Here is a 14904-nt window from a genome sequence, read left to right as displayed (position 1 = left end):
ATCAGTACGTATTAGTGTACATAGACAATGAATACCACTCGGCGAACACTGGTAGCGTCGGGAACGTCTCTCGTCGCGGCTGGGGTGTTCGGGTCGCTGTCGACGGCGGCGACCGAACACGACGAGGACGATGAACTTGCCGAGGACGGTTCCGAGTACTCTCCAGTCGAGGAGTCTACGAGTTGGTCGTCGTACGCCGGAACCGTGGGAAATACGGGCGCCGTACCCGCAGACGGCGCCTTCCCTGAGCCGGAAACGGTCGCGTGGGAACACGACGACTCGGGTCACGTCGCCATCGCCGACGGACGGGTCTATCTCCGGTCGGAGAACTCGCTTTACGCTCTCGACGACGGTGATGGTTCGGTCGTCTGGACGGCCGACGACGTCGGAACCGAAGGCGGTGTCCGGTATGGAACGCCGGCAGTCGCCGACGAAACGGTCGTTATCGGCGGCGACCGACTGACGGCACTGGATGCTGACAGCGGTGAGACTCGCTGGAGCCAGGAGTTCGACACCGAGGAAGACGAGGCGGTAACGAGCCCGACGGTGGCGTTCGACACCGTGTTCGTCGTTGCCGACGAGGCCCTCCACGCCTTCGAATTAGCTGACGGATCGCTCCGGTGGAGTCGGGAGTCGATCGAACTCGACCCGCCCGAGGATTCGGATCTGGACGACAGCCAGGATGTCGCCTTCGTCTCGACACCGGCCGTGTCGAACGAGTTCGTCTACGCGGGTGTGGGCCACGACGACCCCGCCGGGGTGGCAGCTCTCGACGTCAATGCGGGCGAGACACAGTGGGCGCATGCCATCGAAGAGGAGACGAGGCGGTACGCCGAGAGCTTCAACCGTGATATTCTGGCAACCGAAAACAGAGTATACACGCGTGGGGGTGACGTCGACCAGGGACTCCAGTACCCAGTTCTGGACTCTCGGACGGGTGAGGAAGCGACCCGAGAGAACGCATCCCGAACTCGACCGGCCGTGACGGACGAGATTCGTGTCGCGACGGGACGAAGTGGATTCTCCGTCGAGAACCACGAGACGGACGAAGGGTGGAGCAAGGGTGGTGACGCGGACGGATGGAGTCACACGGACGCGTGGGGACAGCCGGCCATCGCCGGAGAGATACTCGTGATCCCGTATCAAGTGAATACCCCGGAGGGAGACGAAAACGATGGGATCTACGGCTTCGAGCTCGAGGACGGAACCGAACGGTGGCAGTTCACCCACGCCGATGTGGACGGCACAGATGTCTGGGCCACCCACGGGTTCGTCGTCAGCGGGGAGAGTATCTATGTCACTGGCGGAGATCAGCTTCAGGTCCTTCGCCCCGAGGACCAGGAGCAGCAAGAAGAGGGCGGCGAGGAAGACGAGGAGCAAGAACAAAAAGAGGGCGGCGAGGAAGACGAGGAGCAAGAACAAAAAGAGGGCGGCGAGGAAGACGAAGAGCAAGAAGCGGACGACCAACCGGACGATTCGGACTCCGAGGGCAGGTCGTCAGACGAGGAGCCGTCGGAGGACGACGAAGCTGACGACGGGGTTGACGAAACGCCAGGCGACGACACGGCGGAAGATGCTGACGATGATGTGTCGGACGCGGAATCCACAGAAGAAGCCGACGACGCCGACACCGGTGATGACGACGACACAGACGAGGCCGACGAGGACGATACCGACGATGACGACGAGGAGGAAGACGATATCGGCACCGACGACGGGGGCGCCGAGGCCGACGAGGGTGACGAGGACGTGGACGAGAGTGACGACACCGCTGGTGACACCGACGACAGTGATGATACCGACGATGCCGATGGGGTGCCCGGCTTCACCACCGGTGCGGGTATCCTCGGTGGTGTGCTCGGTCTCGAGTGGATGCGTCGGCAGGCGAGAACGGACAAGTCGGACGAAAATCGATAACGGCGAGGACGAACCGGTCGTACCGCCGCATGCTGTTGTTCGTCCGAGCTGGACTGTACGGAGGAACAACGTGGTACGTACAGGCGAAACCATACCGCTGCGGTGCGGCTCAGCACAGCACCCGCGAGCGACCAACGGGAGCGAGCGGCCTTTTTAGCGTAGATTTTTGCGCCCAGCGCGGGACCGCAGGTCCCGCGTGCCATGCGAACGAGCACGTAGTGCTCGTGAGCAGAGAGCGGTTCCGAACGCAGTGAGGAATCCCGAGGCGGAAAAAGGTACGTGGGCTTACTCGCGGATCGACGGCACGAGATCTAGCGCAACCGCAGCGATGGCGAAACCGAGAACAACGAGTGCGAGGCTGACGACCGCACCGGTCGTTCCGGCCGTCTCGAGCAACCCCCGAGCCCCGGTCGCGACGAACAGCAAGGCGAACCCGAGCAACGCGACGGTGCCGACGACGTCGAGCAGCGCGTCTCTGACGGCGGTACGGACGACGGCGTACAGCTCCTCGCGGTCAACCTCGGCCGCCGTTCCGCCGTCAGGTTTCGGTTCCGTTCCCATACGCACCGACGCGTTTCGAGGCGTATAAGTTTTCGAGAACGATCGATCGAGAGCGGTCGACCGAACGGTTATTCAGCCTTCGTCTCCGACCGCCCATCGTGAACCTCTCGATCGTCGATCTGGCGCCCGTCCGGGACGGGGAGAGCGCGACCGAGGCTTACGAACATACCGCCGAACTCGCTCGAGTCGCCGAGGAGTTTGGCTACGAGCGATTCTGGGTGGCCGAACACCACGGGCTGGCCGACTCGATCGCGAGCACCACACCGGAGGTGCTAATCGCTCACCTCGCCGCGAAAACCGACGACATTCGCGTCGGTTCGGGAACCGTCCTGCTGAACCACTACAGCCCGTTCAAGGTCGCCGAGACGTTCGCCTCGCTGGACGGGCTGGCGCCCGGGCGGGTCGACCTCGGCCTCGGTCGCGCGACGGGAATGCCGGAAGTCGACCGCGCACTGGGCACCGAGCGACGCAAGCGCAACCCCGATCAGGACCACCGAGAGAAGGTCGAGGCCGCTACGAGCCATCTCTACGACGGGTTCGAGGAGGACCACCCCTACGCGGATATCAAGATCCCGCGCTCGGCCGACGACGTCCCCGAGGTCTGGGTGCTCGGCTCGAGCCCCTCGAGCGCCGAGATCGCCGGAGAGCTCGGGCTCCGATACTGCTTCGCGGCGTTTATCCGCCCACAGCTCGCCGAGCGCGCCTTCGAAACCTATCGCGACAACTTCGATCCCTCCGCGTTCGACGCCGGACCCGACGAGCCTCGGGGGATGCTCGCGGTGAACGCGGCGTGTGCCGAGACCGACGAGGAGGCGGCGCGGCTGCGGGCGACGGCCGAGGCCTCGTACAAACGGATGCAGCGCGGTGTCGTCGGCTCGATGCCGTCGGTCGAGGAGGCGATCGACGAACTTGGCGGCGTTCCCGAACCGACCCCGAACCCGCTTCCGGACGGCGAGTGGCCGCGTTCGATTTCGGGGAGTCCGGAGACGATGCGGGACCTGCTCGAGCAACTGACCGACCGGGTCGGGGTCGACGACGTGATCGTCCAGAACCTGATCGCCGATCACGACGACGTGATCCGATCGCACGAGCTGCTCGCGGAGGCGGCCGATCTTACGGTCGCGCGCTGATTCGGTCCGGACGGGGTCGAAACCGCGCCGTTACCAGTGAGCCGCCAGGTTGGCCAGATCGGCGCCGATCGCGAACGGAAGCAACAGGACCGTCGCCGCGTACACGAGGCCGACCAGGACGGTATCGCGGACGCTTCGGTCCGGGAAATCCTCCGACGTCAGCGAGTGACGTATCGCGCCGAGCAGCGTCCTCGTTTCTCCGAACACCCGTTCGGTTCCGTTCATCGCCAGCGTTCACCCCCGTGACGGATTCGCATGATAATTCTCGATCTATTGTGTGGGCTGGATTCGGATAACTGTGCCCATTGCATTACGAAGGTGTTCGGGTACGATGGGATCGATCCGACCGCCCGATTCGATCACTCCCCGAGTACCGAATCGAAGAACTTCCGCTCCGAGGTCCGCAGATGTTGGTTGAACGTGGCGGGTGAGATACCGAGTCGGTCGGCGATCTCCTCGCCGGTACTCTCGCGGGGCCAGTCGAAGTAGCCCGCGAAGTAGGCCGTCTCGAGGGCGGCCCGCTGCTTTTCAGTGAGGGCGCTTTCGAGAACCGACTCCGAGCCCGACTCCGAGCGATCGCCCCGTTCGGTCGTCCGCTGGGCGAGGTAGGTGACGTCCGGGCGTTGTTCTTTGAGCAGTTCGATCATCTGGCGGGTGTCCCGACCGCGAGGGAGTTCGACGACGAACCGGAACTCGCCGTCGGCGATCGTCGCGGAGGCGACCCGACCGCCGTGGGTCGCGATCGTCTCGAACAGCGAGACCGCCGTCGGCGCGACGAGCTCGAACTCGAAGTAGTCCTTCCGAGCCGAGAGGACCCGAGCCTCGCCGAGGCCGTCGGTTTCCTCGATCGTCTCGAGGAACGTCTCCTGGTCGAGATCGGATGCGGAGCCGTAGACCAGCAGCGTCTCGTCGCCGTGGATCATCCGGTCGAACCGGATCGTACACGACTCCTCGGTGGAGAGCGCGATCAGCTCCGGGGCCATCTCCCCGATCCGGAACTCGAGTTCGATGACGGCGTCGCTGACCAGCGCGTCCTTGCGCTCGATGGCGGTGATCGCGTGGGCGATGACGTCGCCGATCCGCGAGAGGATCGTCGCCTCGGCGTCGGTGAACGACCGGGCTGATGCCGAGTAGACGTTCAACACGCCGTAGACGAGGTCCTCGTGGACGATCGGGATCGCGACCGTCGATCGGTAGCCGCGGTCGCCCGCGGCTTCCTGCCACGGGCCGAACGTCTCGTCGGTCTGTGTATCCTGGGCGATCTGGACCTCGCCGGTTCGGATCGCCGTTCCGGAGGGTCCCCGGCCTCGTTCGTCGTCCGGATCGGCGGTGACCTCGACCTCCTCGAGGTAGCCGTCCTCGTGGCCGGCCGCGGCCGTCGGTTCGATCCGATCGCTGCCGGGGTTGACGCTTCCGAGCCAGGCGAACCGGTAGCCGTCCGACTCGACGAGGCGGTCACAGACCTCCTGTTCGAGCTCCGCGCGGGTCTCGGTCGTGATCACCGCGTGGGTGATGTCGTGGCCGATTCGGTTGAGGCGGTTGAGCGCCTCGAGCTGTTCGCGCTGGCGTCGGCGCTGGCGTTCCTGGTGGGCTCGCTCGATCGCGTGGTGGATCGTCCGGATCAGCAACTCGTCGGTGACCTCGTCCTTGACGAGGAAGTCCTGGGCGCCGCTTTGAATCGCCTGGACCCCGACCTCCTGGTCGCTGACGCCCGTAAAGACGACGATCGGCGTCTCGTCGGCGACGTCGCTGACCGTCTCGAGGGTGTCAAGTCCGCGACTGTCCGGAAGGTTCAGATCGAGGAGGACGAGATCCGGCGGCGACGACGACAGCGTCTCGAGCCCCTCCTCGAGGTGGTCCTCGTGGATCACCGTCGGCGCCTGGTTCGTCGACTCCTCGGGGTTGACCCGCTGGGTGAGTTCGGTCGCGTCCCGGAGCATCTCCTGGATCAAGCGGGCGTCGCCGGGGTTGTCCTCGATCAGCAGCAACTCGAGCGTGCCGCCGATATCGGCGTCGTCGCCGGCTCCGGAGACGACGTCGTTCATTGAGTGTCCTCCTCGGGTGGCAGCCGGACCACGGAGAACCAGAACTTCTCGAACGCGCGGACGGTCTCGATGAACTCGTCGGGGTCGACCGGCTTCGTCAGGTAGGCGTTCGCGTGGAGCTCGTACGATCTGGCGATATCCTCCTCGGCACGCGAACTCGTCAGGACGATCACCGGGATCGACTGAAGCTGGGGGTCGTCCTTGAGATCGGCGAGCACCTCCTCGCCGTCCTTCCGGGGAAGATTGAGGTCGAGCAACACGAGATCGGGTCGCGGCGCGTCCTCGTACTCGCCTCGCTGGTGGAGAAAATCCAACGCGTCGCTGCCGTCCGAGACGGTGTGCAGGTCGTTGTCGATCCGACCCTGCTTGAACGCCTCTCGAGTTAGACGGACGTCACCCGGATTGTCCTCGACCAGGAGCAGCTGTGCGGGTTCGGGGGAGTGCTGTCCTGACTCGCTCATTGGTCTTCGGTTAGTACTCGACGGTCGTTTCTGCTTCGGTTTCGCAGGTGAAGGGAGAGCTTCGACGCGGTCCTCGAGTCACGTTCCGCGTCCGAACTCGCGGACTCCGTCTCGAACCCGCAGCGAGCGCAACTGTTCGGAGACAAGGTTACCTGCAATTGTCGACCAAGACGGATATACGTGCGGTCTTCGCGTGCGAATTTTGAATACTCGAGCACGACAGTCGTGTCGTCGAGCTCACCCCATTACGAGCGGGAGACCCCCCGGCTGGAACGCCATCCGTTTACAGAGTTCCGTATCGTGGTATGAACTGTATCGGTGAAAACGGAGTCGCGATGGCAGCGAAAGCGAGCCGCTACGGCGTCGCTCGTCTCGCACACGGAGGATGGATATACAGCCGTCGCTCGAGAGTAGCCCGATCTTCGCGGTTCGGTTCTCGGTGGACGACGGATCCCGTGTGCTCGAGACAGGACCGGACGGTTCGGTACCGAATCGTTCCCGACGGGAACGGAGTTCCGTTCGCAGCCCTGTCGCTCCGTACCGGTCATCATCGCGAGACGACCGGGAGTGAGTGCGGTACAGCTCGACAAACGACGAGGGTGATCGTCCGCGGGGAGTGCGACGGCGTGATCGTGTTCCGAATCACTGGGGGCCGATTCTTCCTCGAGCGCGTCCGAGCAGCCTCGTGCTGGTGTACTCGTAGGGGTTTCACGATGGGACGGCGCGGTTTCAGGCGGACGGAAAGCAACCGGTAAACTTGATATCGCGATAGAGAACCGATTCCGATAGTGCGAGTCGAGTCTTTCTACGTCGACTCACCTGCTGCTACCGGCGGTTCGGATCGCGCTCTGACGCCGTCGCTCCAAAACTGCTCTCGTCCCACACAGCGGGACGTCAGTCCCGATCCCAGCAGTCCGAGCTGGAGTGTGTACCGTCGGTTTCGTCGAACAGCAGTGACTCCGTACAGCTCGGGACTAGCTCGAGCGCGACCCAGTACTCCTCGTCGGACTGCTCGACGAAATACGCGCTGAGCTGTGGGTCGGAGTCCTCGTCGGCGTCGTAGAACGGGAGCTGTGACAGTGTCGTACCGAGTTCCTCGTACTCGTCTTGGTTGACCTCGAGCGGGGTTCCGAGATCGCCGATCGCCGCTCGGACGAGTTCGTGTTCGAGCGCGGACTCGCCTCCGCCGATCACGGCTGCGTCGTCGGGAATCCGCTCGAGCCCCTGCGCGTAACGGTATCCGCTCTCGTACCGCTCCCGGCTGATGCAGCCAGCCATCGACACAGCGCCGACACCGGCGATCGAAGCCACCAGCTGCCTCCTGTTCACATCATCGATTTCGCTTGACATGTAATGGGTTTTGCCTCGTTTTGGTCTCGAGTCGAGACGGCTTCCGGTTTCACGGTACCAGCGTTCGGAGCCGTACTGCCCGACCTTCTTCGAGTCGTCCGAACGGTGCCACCGCCCGGCTGGCTAGTGGTTTCATACCGGTCCCGTTCGTACGGTCGCCCATGGACGAGATTTCACTCGGCGTTCCGGAACCGCTGCTCGAGCGACTCCCCGAGGACGACACCACCGCCGCGACCGACATGCAGGAGGCCGTCGGCGGCTGGGAGCGACAGCTCAACCGCGTGATCGAGGAGTCCGAGGACGAGCGCGAGGCGGCCGGTCGGATCCTCGAGGCGATCGAGCGCTTCGAGGACCGATACCGAACCTACGACGAACTGGTCCCGGAGCTGCGGGCGTGGGGCCAGTCCCCGATCTACGCGATCGCGTGGCGGACGCTGTACGCCGACGTCGTTGCCCAGCTGTACGAACACGACGGGCTCGGCGAGCACCTGGAGCGGGAGCGAAACGCCCAGTTGGTCGAGGACGGAATCCGCCTGCAGGATCTCTGATCGGTTCCTCGAGGGGGACCCTCGCGTGCGCCGGCCGAGCGCGGAATCCTGTGGACCCGCAAGGGCTTTGCTCCCGTAGTCGATACCTGAGAGCGTGGCATCGACCGACGACACCCGCGAACCGCTCGATCTGACGACCCGCGCCCGCCGCCGCGTCCTCCCGGCGCTTCACCGCATCAAGGAGCCCCTGGGCGGGTTCGCGACCTGCGTCCAGCACCCCGACGAGTACGTCGGCACCGTCGACCGGAGCCTCTCGTCGTTCCGATCGGACCTCGAGGCGATGTCGTTCGCCCCCGAGCCCGTCGCCTCGCTGAAAGTTCATCGCGACGGTCGCCTGTCGGCCGGCAGCTGGGTGCGGCGACGGTCCCCGCTCTCGAGGCGACAGCTCCACGTCGCCCTCTTCAGAAACGGCGTCGAGGGGATCGAGGTGTTCGCTCACCGCGAGTACTCCTGGCTTCGCCATCCCTACAGACACTACACCGCCGAGGGGTGGGATACCGACGGCGGCGTGCGACGGATGCGGTCGCTGCTGTCGGACCACGGCGTCACGTTCTCGGTCGAGCGATAGTCCGGCAGAACGGCTATACCGACGGCCGAGAGAGTACGGGCCGATGGTCGAGACGGTCGCGGCGTTCACGGATCTCTACCTGCCGACGGTAAACGGCGTCACCTACACGATCTCGCTCTGGCGCGAACGGTGGAACCGCCGTCGGGCGTCGATGGACGTCGTGTTCCCCGAGACGGACGGCTACGAGCCCGACGACGGCGAGTACGCGGTGCCGAGCATCGAGGCCCCGCTGTACCCCCGATATCGGCTCGGACGGCCGACGCCACCTGACGGCCTCGACGTCCCGGACGTCGTCCACGTCCACACCCCCTTCACCCTCGGCGTCGCGGGCGTTCGCTTCGCTCGAGCGAACGACGTCCCGATTGTCGCGTCCTACCACACGATCCTCGAGGGGCGCGTGCCGGATCTAGTCTCGAACTCACTGGTCGAACCTGGGCGACGACTCTGTCGGGCCTACGAGCGGGCCTTCTTCGCCCGCGTCGATCACGTCATTGTGCCGACGGCGTTCGCCCGGCGACACCTCCGCGAGTCGGTCGGCGCGGACGTCGAGGCGACCGTCGTCTCGAACGGGATCGACACCGACCGCTTCCGGCCGACCGATCCCGCCCCGTTCCGCGAGCGCTACGGGCTTCCCGACGGACCGCTGCTCGGATACACGGGCCGTCACGGGCCCGAGAAGAACCTCGAGGAGGCGATCGACGCCGTCGCGGGCACCGACTACACCCTCGCCCTGGCCGGAGACGGCCCCGCCCGCGAGGGGTTAGAACGGCGGGCGGCCGAAACGGGAGCGGACGTCCGTTTTCTCGGCTTCCTCGATCGCGAGGAGCTGCCGGCGTTTTACTCCGCGCTCGACGCGTTCGTCTTCCCGAGCCCGGTCGAGACCCAGGGGCTGGTCGCGCTCGAGGCGACCGCCTGCGGGACGCCGGTCGTCGCCGCCGACGCGGGCGCGCTGGTCGACGGCGTCATCGAGGGCGAGACGGGCTACCGCTACGAGCCGGGCGACCTCGAGGCGTTCCGGTGGGCGATCCGCCGCACCCTCGCCGAGAACGACCGACTGTCGGATCTCTGTCGGCGCCGGCGGGCGATGCTCTCGGTCGAGCACTCCCTCGAGCAGCTGGCGCGGGTGTACGACGAGCTTCTTCGGTAATCGGTACGCGAACGCATCCCAAGCGTTCAAATCCCGTGGCTCGTTAGGACGGGTATGGAATTCGCCGTCTCGCGCGAGGGTACGACGCTCGTCACGCTGCACGGAGGAAGCGACACGACCGCCTGCAAGGACGCCGTCGCGGAACTTGAGGACGCCCTCGAGTCGCTGGCGGCCGAGGGCGTCCTCGTCGACTGGGCGATACCCGACGCCGAGGTCCACGAGCCGCCCTCGGCCCCGTTCGATCCGTACACGATCGCGGTCGAGTTCTCGCTCGTCGTCACCGTCGAGGCCGAGGACGCCGACGAGGCGGGCGACCGGGGCGCCGAGGCGATCGACGACGCGCTCGCGGCGGCGGACGTCGACTCGATAACGTACAGCACCTCGCCGACGGCGTCGGCCTGAGACGGAACGCCGTGCCGATTCTCGGCGCGACCGCAGTCCGGTCGTGGTTGCGCCGGAACTGACGTACAGCGGCCCGTACGAGAGCCGGACTTATGGTCCCGGCCTCCGACCACCCGGTATGGAACTCGATCTGCGATTCTTCGCCACCTTTCGCGAGGCGGTCGGACAGAAGGAACTGACGTCCTCGTTCGAGGAGGGTACGACCGTCGGCGGCGTCCTGGGCGCGCTCGAGGGCGAGTACGACGACCTCGAGGGGGAGCTGCTCGAGGACGGCGAGATCCGTCCCCAGCTGAGCGTCCTGAAGAACGGCCGCGACGTGGTCCACATGGAGGGGCCCGACACCGCCCTCGAGGAGGGAGATACGCTGTCGGTGTTCCCCCCGGTCGCGGGCGGGTAATCGGCGCGACGGCCGGAAGCGGTTTCGAGAGGGACTTATACGTCGTTCCCGGAGTCTCGAGCGGAGATGGAGAACGAGACGGAGACGAACGCGAGCGACGGCGACGCCGCCGGAGACGCGACGGGACTCTCCGAACCGACCGACGGCGCAGAGCCGGTAACGTTCAGCTGGCGGGGGATCCGCGCGGGACTGGTCACCTGCGTCCCGATCGCGTTCGGCGTCGCCGGCTACGGCGTCGCGTTCGGCGTCCTCGCGAATCAGGTCGGGCTGAGCGTCGCGGAGGCGGCGCTGATGAGCGCGCTGGTTGTCGCCGGCGCCTCCCAGATCGTCGCGGTCGAACTGTGGGCCGATCCGATCCCGATCGCCGCAATCGTCGTCACGACGTTCGCGATCAACCTGCGGTACTCGCTGATGGGGGCGGCGCTCCAGCCCTGGTTCAAACGCCTGTCGGCCCCGAAGGCCTACGGCAGCCTGTTCTTCATGGCCGACGAGAACTGGGCGCTGACGATGCGGGACTTCCGGGCGGGCAACAGACGCGGCGCCTTCCTGCTGGGCAGCGGGATCGCGATCTGGACGTTCTGGGTAGCCTCGACGGTCGTCGGCGCGCTCGCGGGCGAGACGATCGGCGATCCCGCGCAGTACGGGGTCGACTTCGTCCTCGCGGCGGTGTTTCTCGCGCTGGCGGCCGAGCTCTGGGAGGGGCGGTCGTCGCTCGCGCCGTGGATGGCGTCGCTCGGAACCGCGGTGATCGCCGCCGAGGCGCTTCCCGGTCGGTGGTACATCCTGCTGGGCGGGCTCGCCGCGGCGGTCGTCGAGGTGATTCGCCATGATCGGTGACGGCGCGCTCTCGCTCGAGCCGATCGTCGTCGGCGTCGTCCTCGCGATGGCCGTCGTCACCTACGCCACCAAGACCGGCGGGCTCTGGCTGCTCAACCGGATCGAGGCGAGCGAGCGCCTCGAGGCGGCCCTCTCGGTGTTGCCGGGGGCGATCGTGATCGCCGTCCTCGGTCCCGAACTGGCGGCGGGCGGCCCGGCCGAGTGGGGTGCCGGCGTCCTCGTCGTCGCCGTGATGTGGCGCACCGAGAGCATCCTGCTGGCGCTGTGTACCGGCGTGGTCTCGGTTGTTCTGCTCAGGGCGCTGCTCTGAGACGGGGCGCTGTGGCGGTTTCCCGGGAGCGAGCTCAGGGTGGATCGCGGCCTTCGGAGCTGACACGGGAGCCCGTGCGAGCGACGAGGTTTATTTTCCCGGCGATCTAACGGACGGTATGGCAGAACGAACGCGGGTCGAGCGCTCCTTTCGTGGCATCTCCGAACGACTCGCGAGACGGTACCTGACGAACCTCGGCGGGGAGCGAGTCGACGACGAGACCGTCGCGGGCGAGGACTGGACGGCGTCGCTCTCCTCGGAGACGGTCGGCATCGGCCCGTCGCTGACGCTGACAGAGGTGACGGTCGTCTTCGAGGGTGATCCCGACGCGCTCGACGGGCTGATCGAGGACTTCGCACAGAAGGCGATGCGCGCGGGTGGCTGATGGCGGGAGATCCGATCGAGGGACAGATTCTGCTGCTCACCGCCGCGAAGGCGAGCGTTACGCCGACGCAGCTGCCCGATCTGGTGGACCTGGCTCAGGAGCGACTGGCGGCCGACCGCGAGCGCTATCGCCGCGAATATGAACGCCTCTACGAGGGCGACGGGGTCGAGGCCTTCGCCGTCGAGACGGGCCACTGGGCGGAGCTGGGTACGGAGCTGGGGATGAGCGATCGCGAGCGGGCGGCCGTCGAGCGCGCCCACGAGGAACAGCTGCTGCGGATCGGTCGGCGCACCGACCGCGAGGATGAGCTCGAAACCGCCCTCGAGATCCGCGAGCCGGTGTTGATCGGAACCGGCGAGTAGGTGGTCTTCGCGACGGCTACCGAATAGGGCTCGTCGATCGGCAACTGCGAAAGAGCTGCGGCGATCGACGATCTGGATCCGCGGTGGCCACGGACGTCCTGACCCGTCGTGCCGACGGGATCCCGATCGAGCCGACGACGCGGCCGACTACAGCAGGAGCGCGATCACCGCGAGGACGATGAAGATCAGCACGAAGATGCGCGCAATCTCCATCGAGACGCCCGCGACGCCACCGGCGCCGACCGCGGCGGCGACGAGTGCGAGGACCATGAAGATGACCGCCCAGTAGAGGAAGTCAACGCCGCCGATCTGAAGCGGGACCGTCGTTGCGAGTTCGTACATGCTGACCGATCCCACGCCGTCCATTATAAACGTCGGTGTCGGTCGGCGACCCGTCGGTTCGGTAGAAGGGGAGTATCGACGGTCTCAGACGGTTTACTGTAAGTCAGTACCGGCGTAACCGCGACCCGTGCGGCGATTGGGCCGGTACATCGGTACAGCAATCCGTATCAGTCGTCGCCGAAGAACGCCCGACACAGCTTCGCCTCCGCGCCGCGGAGGTGTTCGTGGAACGTCGGTCGCGAGACGTCCATCGTCTGTGCGAGCTCCTCCCCGGTCGTCGGTCGGGGCCACTCGAAGTAGCCCGCGAGGTAGGCCCGCTGTAAGGCGGTGAACTGCCGATCGGTGAGCGATGCCTCGAGCCGCGAGGCGAACTCGTGGCGGGAACGACCCTCGCTCTCACGCTGACGGAACGAGACGACGTCGGTCCCGGCGTACCGGTCCTCGATCGCCTCGATGACCGAGCGGACGTTCGCCGACCGGGGGATCTCCAGTGAGAGCCGGGCGCTGCCGTCCTCGCTTTCGATCGTCTGGGTCCGAACGCCCCGATCGGAGAGCCAGCCGACTGGGTCGTCCTCGTCGGTGAGCTCGATCAGACAGCTCCCCTCGTGTTCGACCAGCACCTCGAGGGAAACGCCGGAGAGATCGGCCGCGGCTGCCCGAAGCTCCTCCCCGCTCGCACCCTCGGCGGTGAACAGCGATGCCGTGCCGTCGCCGGTGCGGTGGACCGAGCGGCGGTACTCGAGGCGGGCGTCGGTCGCCGCCGAGAGCGCGACCGCAGCGAACGCAGGGTCCGTGAGTTCGATGTCGACGGCGACGACGGCGTCGGTCGCGAGCGTGCGGCTGGTCTCGCGGGCGTTGACGCCGCTTGCGACCGCGCGGGCCAGCGCCGAGAGGATCACCGACTCGCGGTCGTCGATCGGGCGGTCCCGGTCGGTACAGACCGTCAACACGCCGTAGTCGATCCCGTTGTACCGAAGCGGGAACGAGGCGTGAGTGGTGTCGCCGTCGCCGTCGACGGCGACGGCGTGGGTATCGAGCGCCTCCACCGCCGGGTGGTCGTCACCGATCGAGGGCCCGTCGACGGGAACCCCCGCCCGCTCTCGAACCTCGATACGTTCGGTCGCCGGATCGCGCTCGCCGATCCAGGCGCCGTCGTAGGCTTCCTCCGTGGCGATACGCTCACAGACGGCGGCCTCGAGCTCCGACCGGGAGGTCGAGCCCGCGACGACGTCGGTGACGTCCTGGATCAGCCCCTGGACTCGCTCGAGGATATATTCGAGTTCCTCGGTCCGGCGCTCGAGCTCGAGTTCCGCCTCCTTTCGGGGGGTGACGTCGTTCTGGAAACCGACGTAGTGGGTGGTCTCGCCGTCGCCGTTGCGGACGGGCGCGATCGTTACCTCGTTCCAGAAGGCGGTGCCGTCCTTCCGGTAGTTGACGAGTTCGACCGTGACGGGACGCTCCTCGCCGATCCCCCTGCGCATCTCGGCGATGGCCTCCGGGTCCGACTCCTCGCCCTGCAGGAGCCGACAGTTGCGCCCGACGACGTCCTCGTAGCTGTAGCCGGTGATCTCCTCGTAGGCCTCGTTGACGTAGACCAGCGGGTTATCGTCGCGGTCCGGGTCGGAGATGGTGATCCCCACCGGGGCCTCGTTGATCGCCCGATCCTTGACCGTCCGGTCGCTCGCGGGCGGTTCCTGCTCGCCGAGGCGCTCGAACGCGATCGTCGCTCCCGTTTCTCCGCGGTGGATTCGGACGTCGTACTCCGCGGTCTCGAGGGAGACGTGGCGGGCCGTGCCGACCGTCGTCTCGGTCAGGGCAGTCTCGATGCGCTCCCAGTGCGAGTCGAAAACCGGTCCCGGCTCCCTCGGGAGGGCGTCTTCCTGAAGGTCGAACTCCGTCCGAGCGGCCTCGTTCGCGAAGGTGATCACCCCGTCCGTCACGGCCAGGACGGGATCGACGAACCACTCGAGGGCGGTCGCCGCGGTCCCGCCTCCGGGATCGTGTGTCTCACTGACGCTGTCCATACACCCACGTACGAAGGCGATGCCTAAGAACCATGCTGGTACGCTCGACGTATCAACGAAGCCGCAACGAGCGCCGTGGCTTTTCACGAGGTGTGCTATCGTACATCGCCGATCGGTC

General features: G+C 66.4%; 18 protein-coding genes. 11 read left to right on the top strand and 7 right to left on the bottom strand.

Annotated features, from left to right (window positions below):
• Positions 1–27 precede the first annotated feature (27 nt).
• Positions 28–1917, top strand: a complete 1890-nt coding sequence (locus ACFEMD_RS11975; protein WP_394741228.1) for an outer membrane protein assembly factor BamB family protein — start codon at positions 28–30, stop codon at positions 1915–1917.
• A 285-nt stretch (positions 1918–2202) separates the two neighbouring features.
• Here the strand turns inward: ACFEMD_RS11975 and ACFEMD_RS11970 are convergent, their stop codons facing one another.
• Positions 2203–2478, bottom strand: a complete 276-nt coding sequence (locus ACFEMD_RS11970) for a hypothetical protein (RefSeq protein WP_394741227.1) — start codon at positions 2476–2478, stop codon at positions 2203–2205.
• 98 nt (positions 2479–2576) lie between these two features.
• Between ACFEMD_RS11970 and ACFEMD_RS11965 the strand changes: the two genes are divergently transcribed.
• Positions 2577–3608, top strand: coding sequence for an LLM class flavin-dependent oxidoreductase (locus tag ACFEMD_RS11965; RefSeq protein ID WP_394741226.1), 1032 nt, complete (start codon positions 2577–2579; stop codon positions 3606–3608).
• Positions 3609–3638: 30 nt separating this feature from the next.
• Here the strand turns inward: ACFEMD_RS11965 and ACFEMD_RS11960 are convergent, their stop codons facing one another.
• From ACFEMD_RS11960 to ACFEMD_RS11945, 4 genes are all read right to left on the bottom strand, one after another.
• Positions 3639–3833, bottom strand: coding sequence for a hypothetical protein (locus ACFEMD_RS11960; RefSeq protein WP_394741225.1), 195 nt, complete (start codon positions 3831–3833; stop codon positions 3639–3641).
• 134 nt (positions 3834–3967) lie between these two features.
• Positions 3968–5653 (bottom strand): bacterio-opsin activator domain-containing protein, encoded by a 1686-nt coding sequence (locus ACFEMD_RS11955; RefSeq protein WP_394741224.1) that lies wholly within the window; start codon positions 5651–5653, stop codon positions 3968–3970.
• Positions 5650–6114, bottom strand: a complete 465-nt coding sequence (locus tag ACFEMD_RS11950) for a response regulator (RefSeq protein ID WP_394741223.1) — start codon at positions 6112–6114, stop codon at positions 5650–5652. The genes ACFEMD_RS11955 and ACFEMD_RS11950 overlap by 4 nt, the downstream gene beginning before the upstream one ends.
• 894 nt (positions 6115–7008) lie before the next feature.
• Positions 7009–7392, bottom strand: coding sequence for a hypothetical protein (locus ACFEMD_RS11945; RefSeq protein ID WP_394741222.1), 384 nt, complete (start codon positions 7390–7392; stop codon positions 7009–7011).
• A 233-nt stretch (positions 7393–7625) separates the two neighbouring features.
• Here ACFEMD_RS11945 and ACFEMD_RS11940 point away from each other — a divergent pair, with 233 nt between their 5' ends.
• The 9 genes from ACFEMD_RS11940 (at position 7626) to ACFEMD_RS11900 (ending at position 12420) form a co-directional block, all read left to right on the top strand.
• Positions 7626–8012 (top strand): hypothetical protein, encoded by a 387-nt coding sequence (locus ACFEMD_RS11940; protein ID WP_394741221.1) that lies wholly within the window; start codon positions 7626–7628, stop codon positions 8010–8012.
• 94 nt (positions 8013–8106) lie between these two features.
• Positions 8107–8580, top strand: a complete 474-nt coding sequence (locus ACFEMD_RS11935; protein WP_394741220.1) for a hypothetical protein — start codon at positions 8107–8109, stop codon at positions 8578–8580.
• Between the two features lie 43 nt (positions 8581–8623).
• Entirely contained in the window at positions 8624–9727 is a 1104-nt protein-coding gene (locus ACFEMD_RS11930) for a glycosyltransferase (RefSeq protein ID WP_394741219.1), read from the top strand.
• Positions 9728–9781: 54 nt separating this feature from the next.
• Positions 9782–10129 (top strand): hypothetical protein, encoded by a 348-nt coding sequence (locus ACFEMD_RS11925; RefSeq protein WP_394741218.1) that lies wholly within the window; start codon positions 9782–9784, stop codon positions 10127–10129.
• A gap of 118 nt (positions 10130–10247) precedes the next feature.
• Positions 10248–10526 carry a ubiquitin-like small modifier protein 1 gene (locus ACFEMD_RS11920; protein ID WP_394741217.1) on the top strand — a complete coding sequence of 93 codons (279 nt, stop codon included), beginning with the start codon at positions 10248–10250 and terminating at the stop codon, positions 10524–10526.
• A 66-nt stretch (positions 10527–10592) separates the two neighbouring features.
• Entirely contained in the window at positions 10593–11363 is a 771-nt protein-coding gene (locus ACFEMD_RS11915) for an AzlC family ABC transporter permease (RefSeq protein WP_394741216.1), read from the top strand.
• Positions 11353–11673, top strand: coding sequence for an AzlD family protein (locus ACFEMD_RS11910; RefSeq protein ID WP_394741215.1), 321 nt, complete (start codon positions 11353–11355; stop codon positions 11671–11673). The genes ACFEMD_RS11915 and ACFEMD_RS11910 overlap by 11 nt, the downstream gene beginning before the upstream one ends.
• Before the next feature lie 118 nt (positions 11674–11791).
• On the top strand, positions 11792–12058 hold the full coding sequence (locus ACFEMD_RS11905) for a hypothetical protein (protein WP_278301088.1): 267 nt from the start codon (positions 11792–11794) through the stop codon (positions 12056–12058).
• On the top strand, positions 12058–12420 hold the full coding sequence (locus tag ACFEMD_RS11900; protein ID WP_394741214.1) for a hypothetical protein: 363 nt from the start codon (positions 12058–12060) through the stop codon (positions 12418–12420). Before ACFEMD_RS11905 ends, ACFEMD_RS11900 begins: the two co-directional genes overlap by 1 nt.
• A gap of 147 nt (positions 12421–12567) precedes the next feature.
• On the opposite strand, the gene ACFEMD_RS11895 is transcribed toward ACFEMD_RS11900, so the two are convergent.
• Both ACFEMD_RS11895 and ACFEMD_RS11890 read right to left on the bottom strand, forming a co-directional pair.
• Positions 12568–12762, bottom strand: a complete 195-nt coding sequence (locus ACFEMD_RS11895; RefSeq protein ID WP_394741213.1) for a DUF1328 family protein — start codon at positions 12760–12762, stop codon at positions 12568–12570.
• Between the two features lie 167 nt (positions 12763–12929).
• On the bottom strand, positions 12930–14786 hold the full coding sequence (locus tag ACFEMD_RS11890) for a bacterio-opsin activator domain-containing protein (RefSeq protein ID WP_394741212.1): 1857 nt from the start codon (positions 14784–14786) through the stop codon (positions 12930–12932).
• Positions 14787–14904 lie beyond the last annotated feature (118 nt).

The organism is Natronococcus roseus (genome assembly GCF_043677095.1).
GTDB classification, from domain to species: Archaea; Halobacteriota; Halobacteria; order Halobacteriales; family Natrialbaceae; genus Natronococcus; species Natronococcus roseus.
The sequence above is the reverse complement of the archived record's forward strand: the minus strand, read 5'-3'. Positions and strand labels throughout refer to the sequence as shown.

What these genes read in the sequence shown, in the direction of transcription:
- ACFEMD_RS11975 (WP_394741228.1), top strand. Translation starts at nt 28, where the DNA reads ATGAATACCACTCGGCGAACACTGGTAGCGTCGGGAACGTCTCTCGTC.
- ACFEMD_RS11970 (WP_394741227.1), bottom strand. Translation starts at nt 2,478, where the DNA reads ATGGGAACGGAACCGAAACCTGACGGCGGAACGGCGGCCGAGGTTGAC.
- ACFEMD_RS11960 (WP_394741225.1), bottom strand. Translation starts at nt 3,833, where the DNA reads ATGAACGGAACCGAACGGGTGTTCGGAGAAACGAGGACGCTGCTCGGC.
- ACFEMD_RS11955 (WP_394741224.1), bottom strand. Translation starts at nt 5,653, where the DNA reads ATGAACGACGTCGTCTCCGGAGCCGGCGACGACGCCGATATCGGCGGC.
- ACFEMD_RS11950 (WP_394741223.1), bottom strand. Translation starts at nt 6,114, where the DNA reads ATGAGCGAGTCAGGACAGCACTCCCCCGAACCCGCACAGCTGCTCCTG.
- ACFEMD_RS11945 (WP_394741222.1), bottom strand. Translation starts at nt 7,392, where the DNA reads ATGGCTGGCTGCATCAGCCGGGAGCGGTACGAGAGCGGATACCGTTAC.
- ACFEMD_RS11940 (WP_394741221.1), top strand. Translation starts at nt 7,626, where the DNA reads ATGGACGAGATTTCACTCGGCGTTCCGGAACCGCTGCTCGAGCGACTC.
- ACFEMD_RS11930 (WP_394741219.1), top strand. Translation starts at nt 8,624, where the DNA reads ATGGTCGAGACGGTCGCGGCGTTCACGGATCTCTACCTGCCGACGGTA.
- ACFEMD_RS11925 (WP_394741218.1), top strand. Translation starts at nt 9,782, where the DNA reads ATGGAATTCGCCGTCTCGCGCGAGGGTACGACGCTCGTCACGCTGCAC.
- ACFEMD_RS11920 (WP_394741217.1), top strand. Translation starts at nt 10,248, where the DNA reads ATGGAACTCGATCTGCGATTCTTCGCCACCTTTCGCGAGGCGGTCGGA.
- ACFEMD_RS11915 (WP_394741216.1), top strand. Translation starts at nt 10,593, where the DNA reads ATGGAGAACGAGACGGAGACGAACGCGAGCGACGGCGACGCCGCCGGA.
- ACFEMD_RS11910 (WP_394741215.1), top strand. Translation starts at nt 11,353, where the DNA reads ATGATCGGTGACGGCGCGCTCTCGCTCGAGCCGATCGTCGTCGGCGTC.
- ACFEMD_RS11905 (WP_278301088.1), top strand. Translation starts at nt 11,792, where the DNA reads ATGGCAGAACGAACGCGGGTCGAGCGCTCCTTTCGTGGCATCTCCGAA.
- ACFEMD_RS11900 (WP_394741214.1), top strand. Translation starts at nt 12,058, where the DNA reads ATGGCGGGAGATCCGATCGAGGGACAGATTCTGCTGCTCACCGCCGCG.
- ACFEMD_RS11895 (WP_394741213.1), bottom strand. Translation starts at nt 12,762, where the DNA reads ATGTACGAACTCGCAACGACGGTCCCGCTTCAGATCGGCGGCGTTGAC.
- ACFEMD_RS11890 (WP_394741212.1), bottom strand. Translation starts at nt 14,786, where the DNA reads ATGGACAGCGTCAGTGAGACACACGATCCCGGAGGCGGGACCGCGGCG.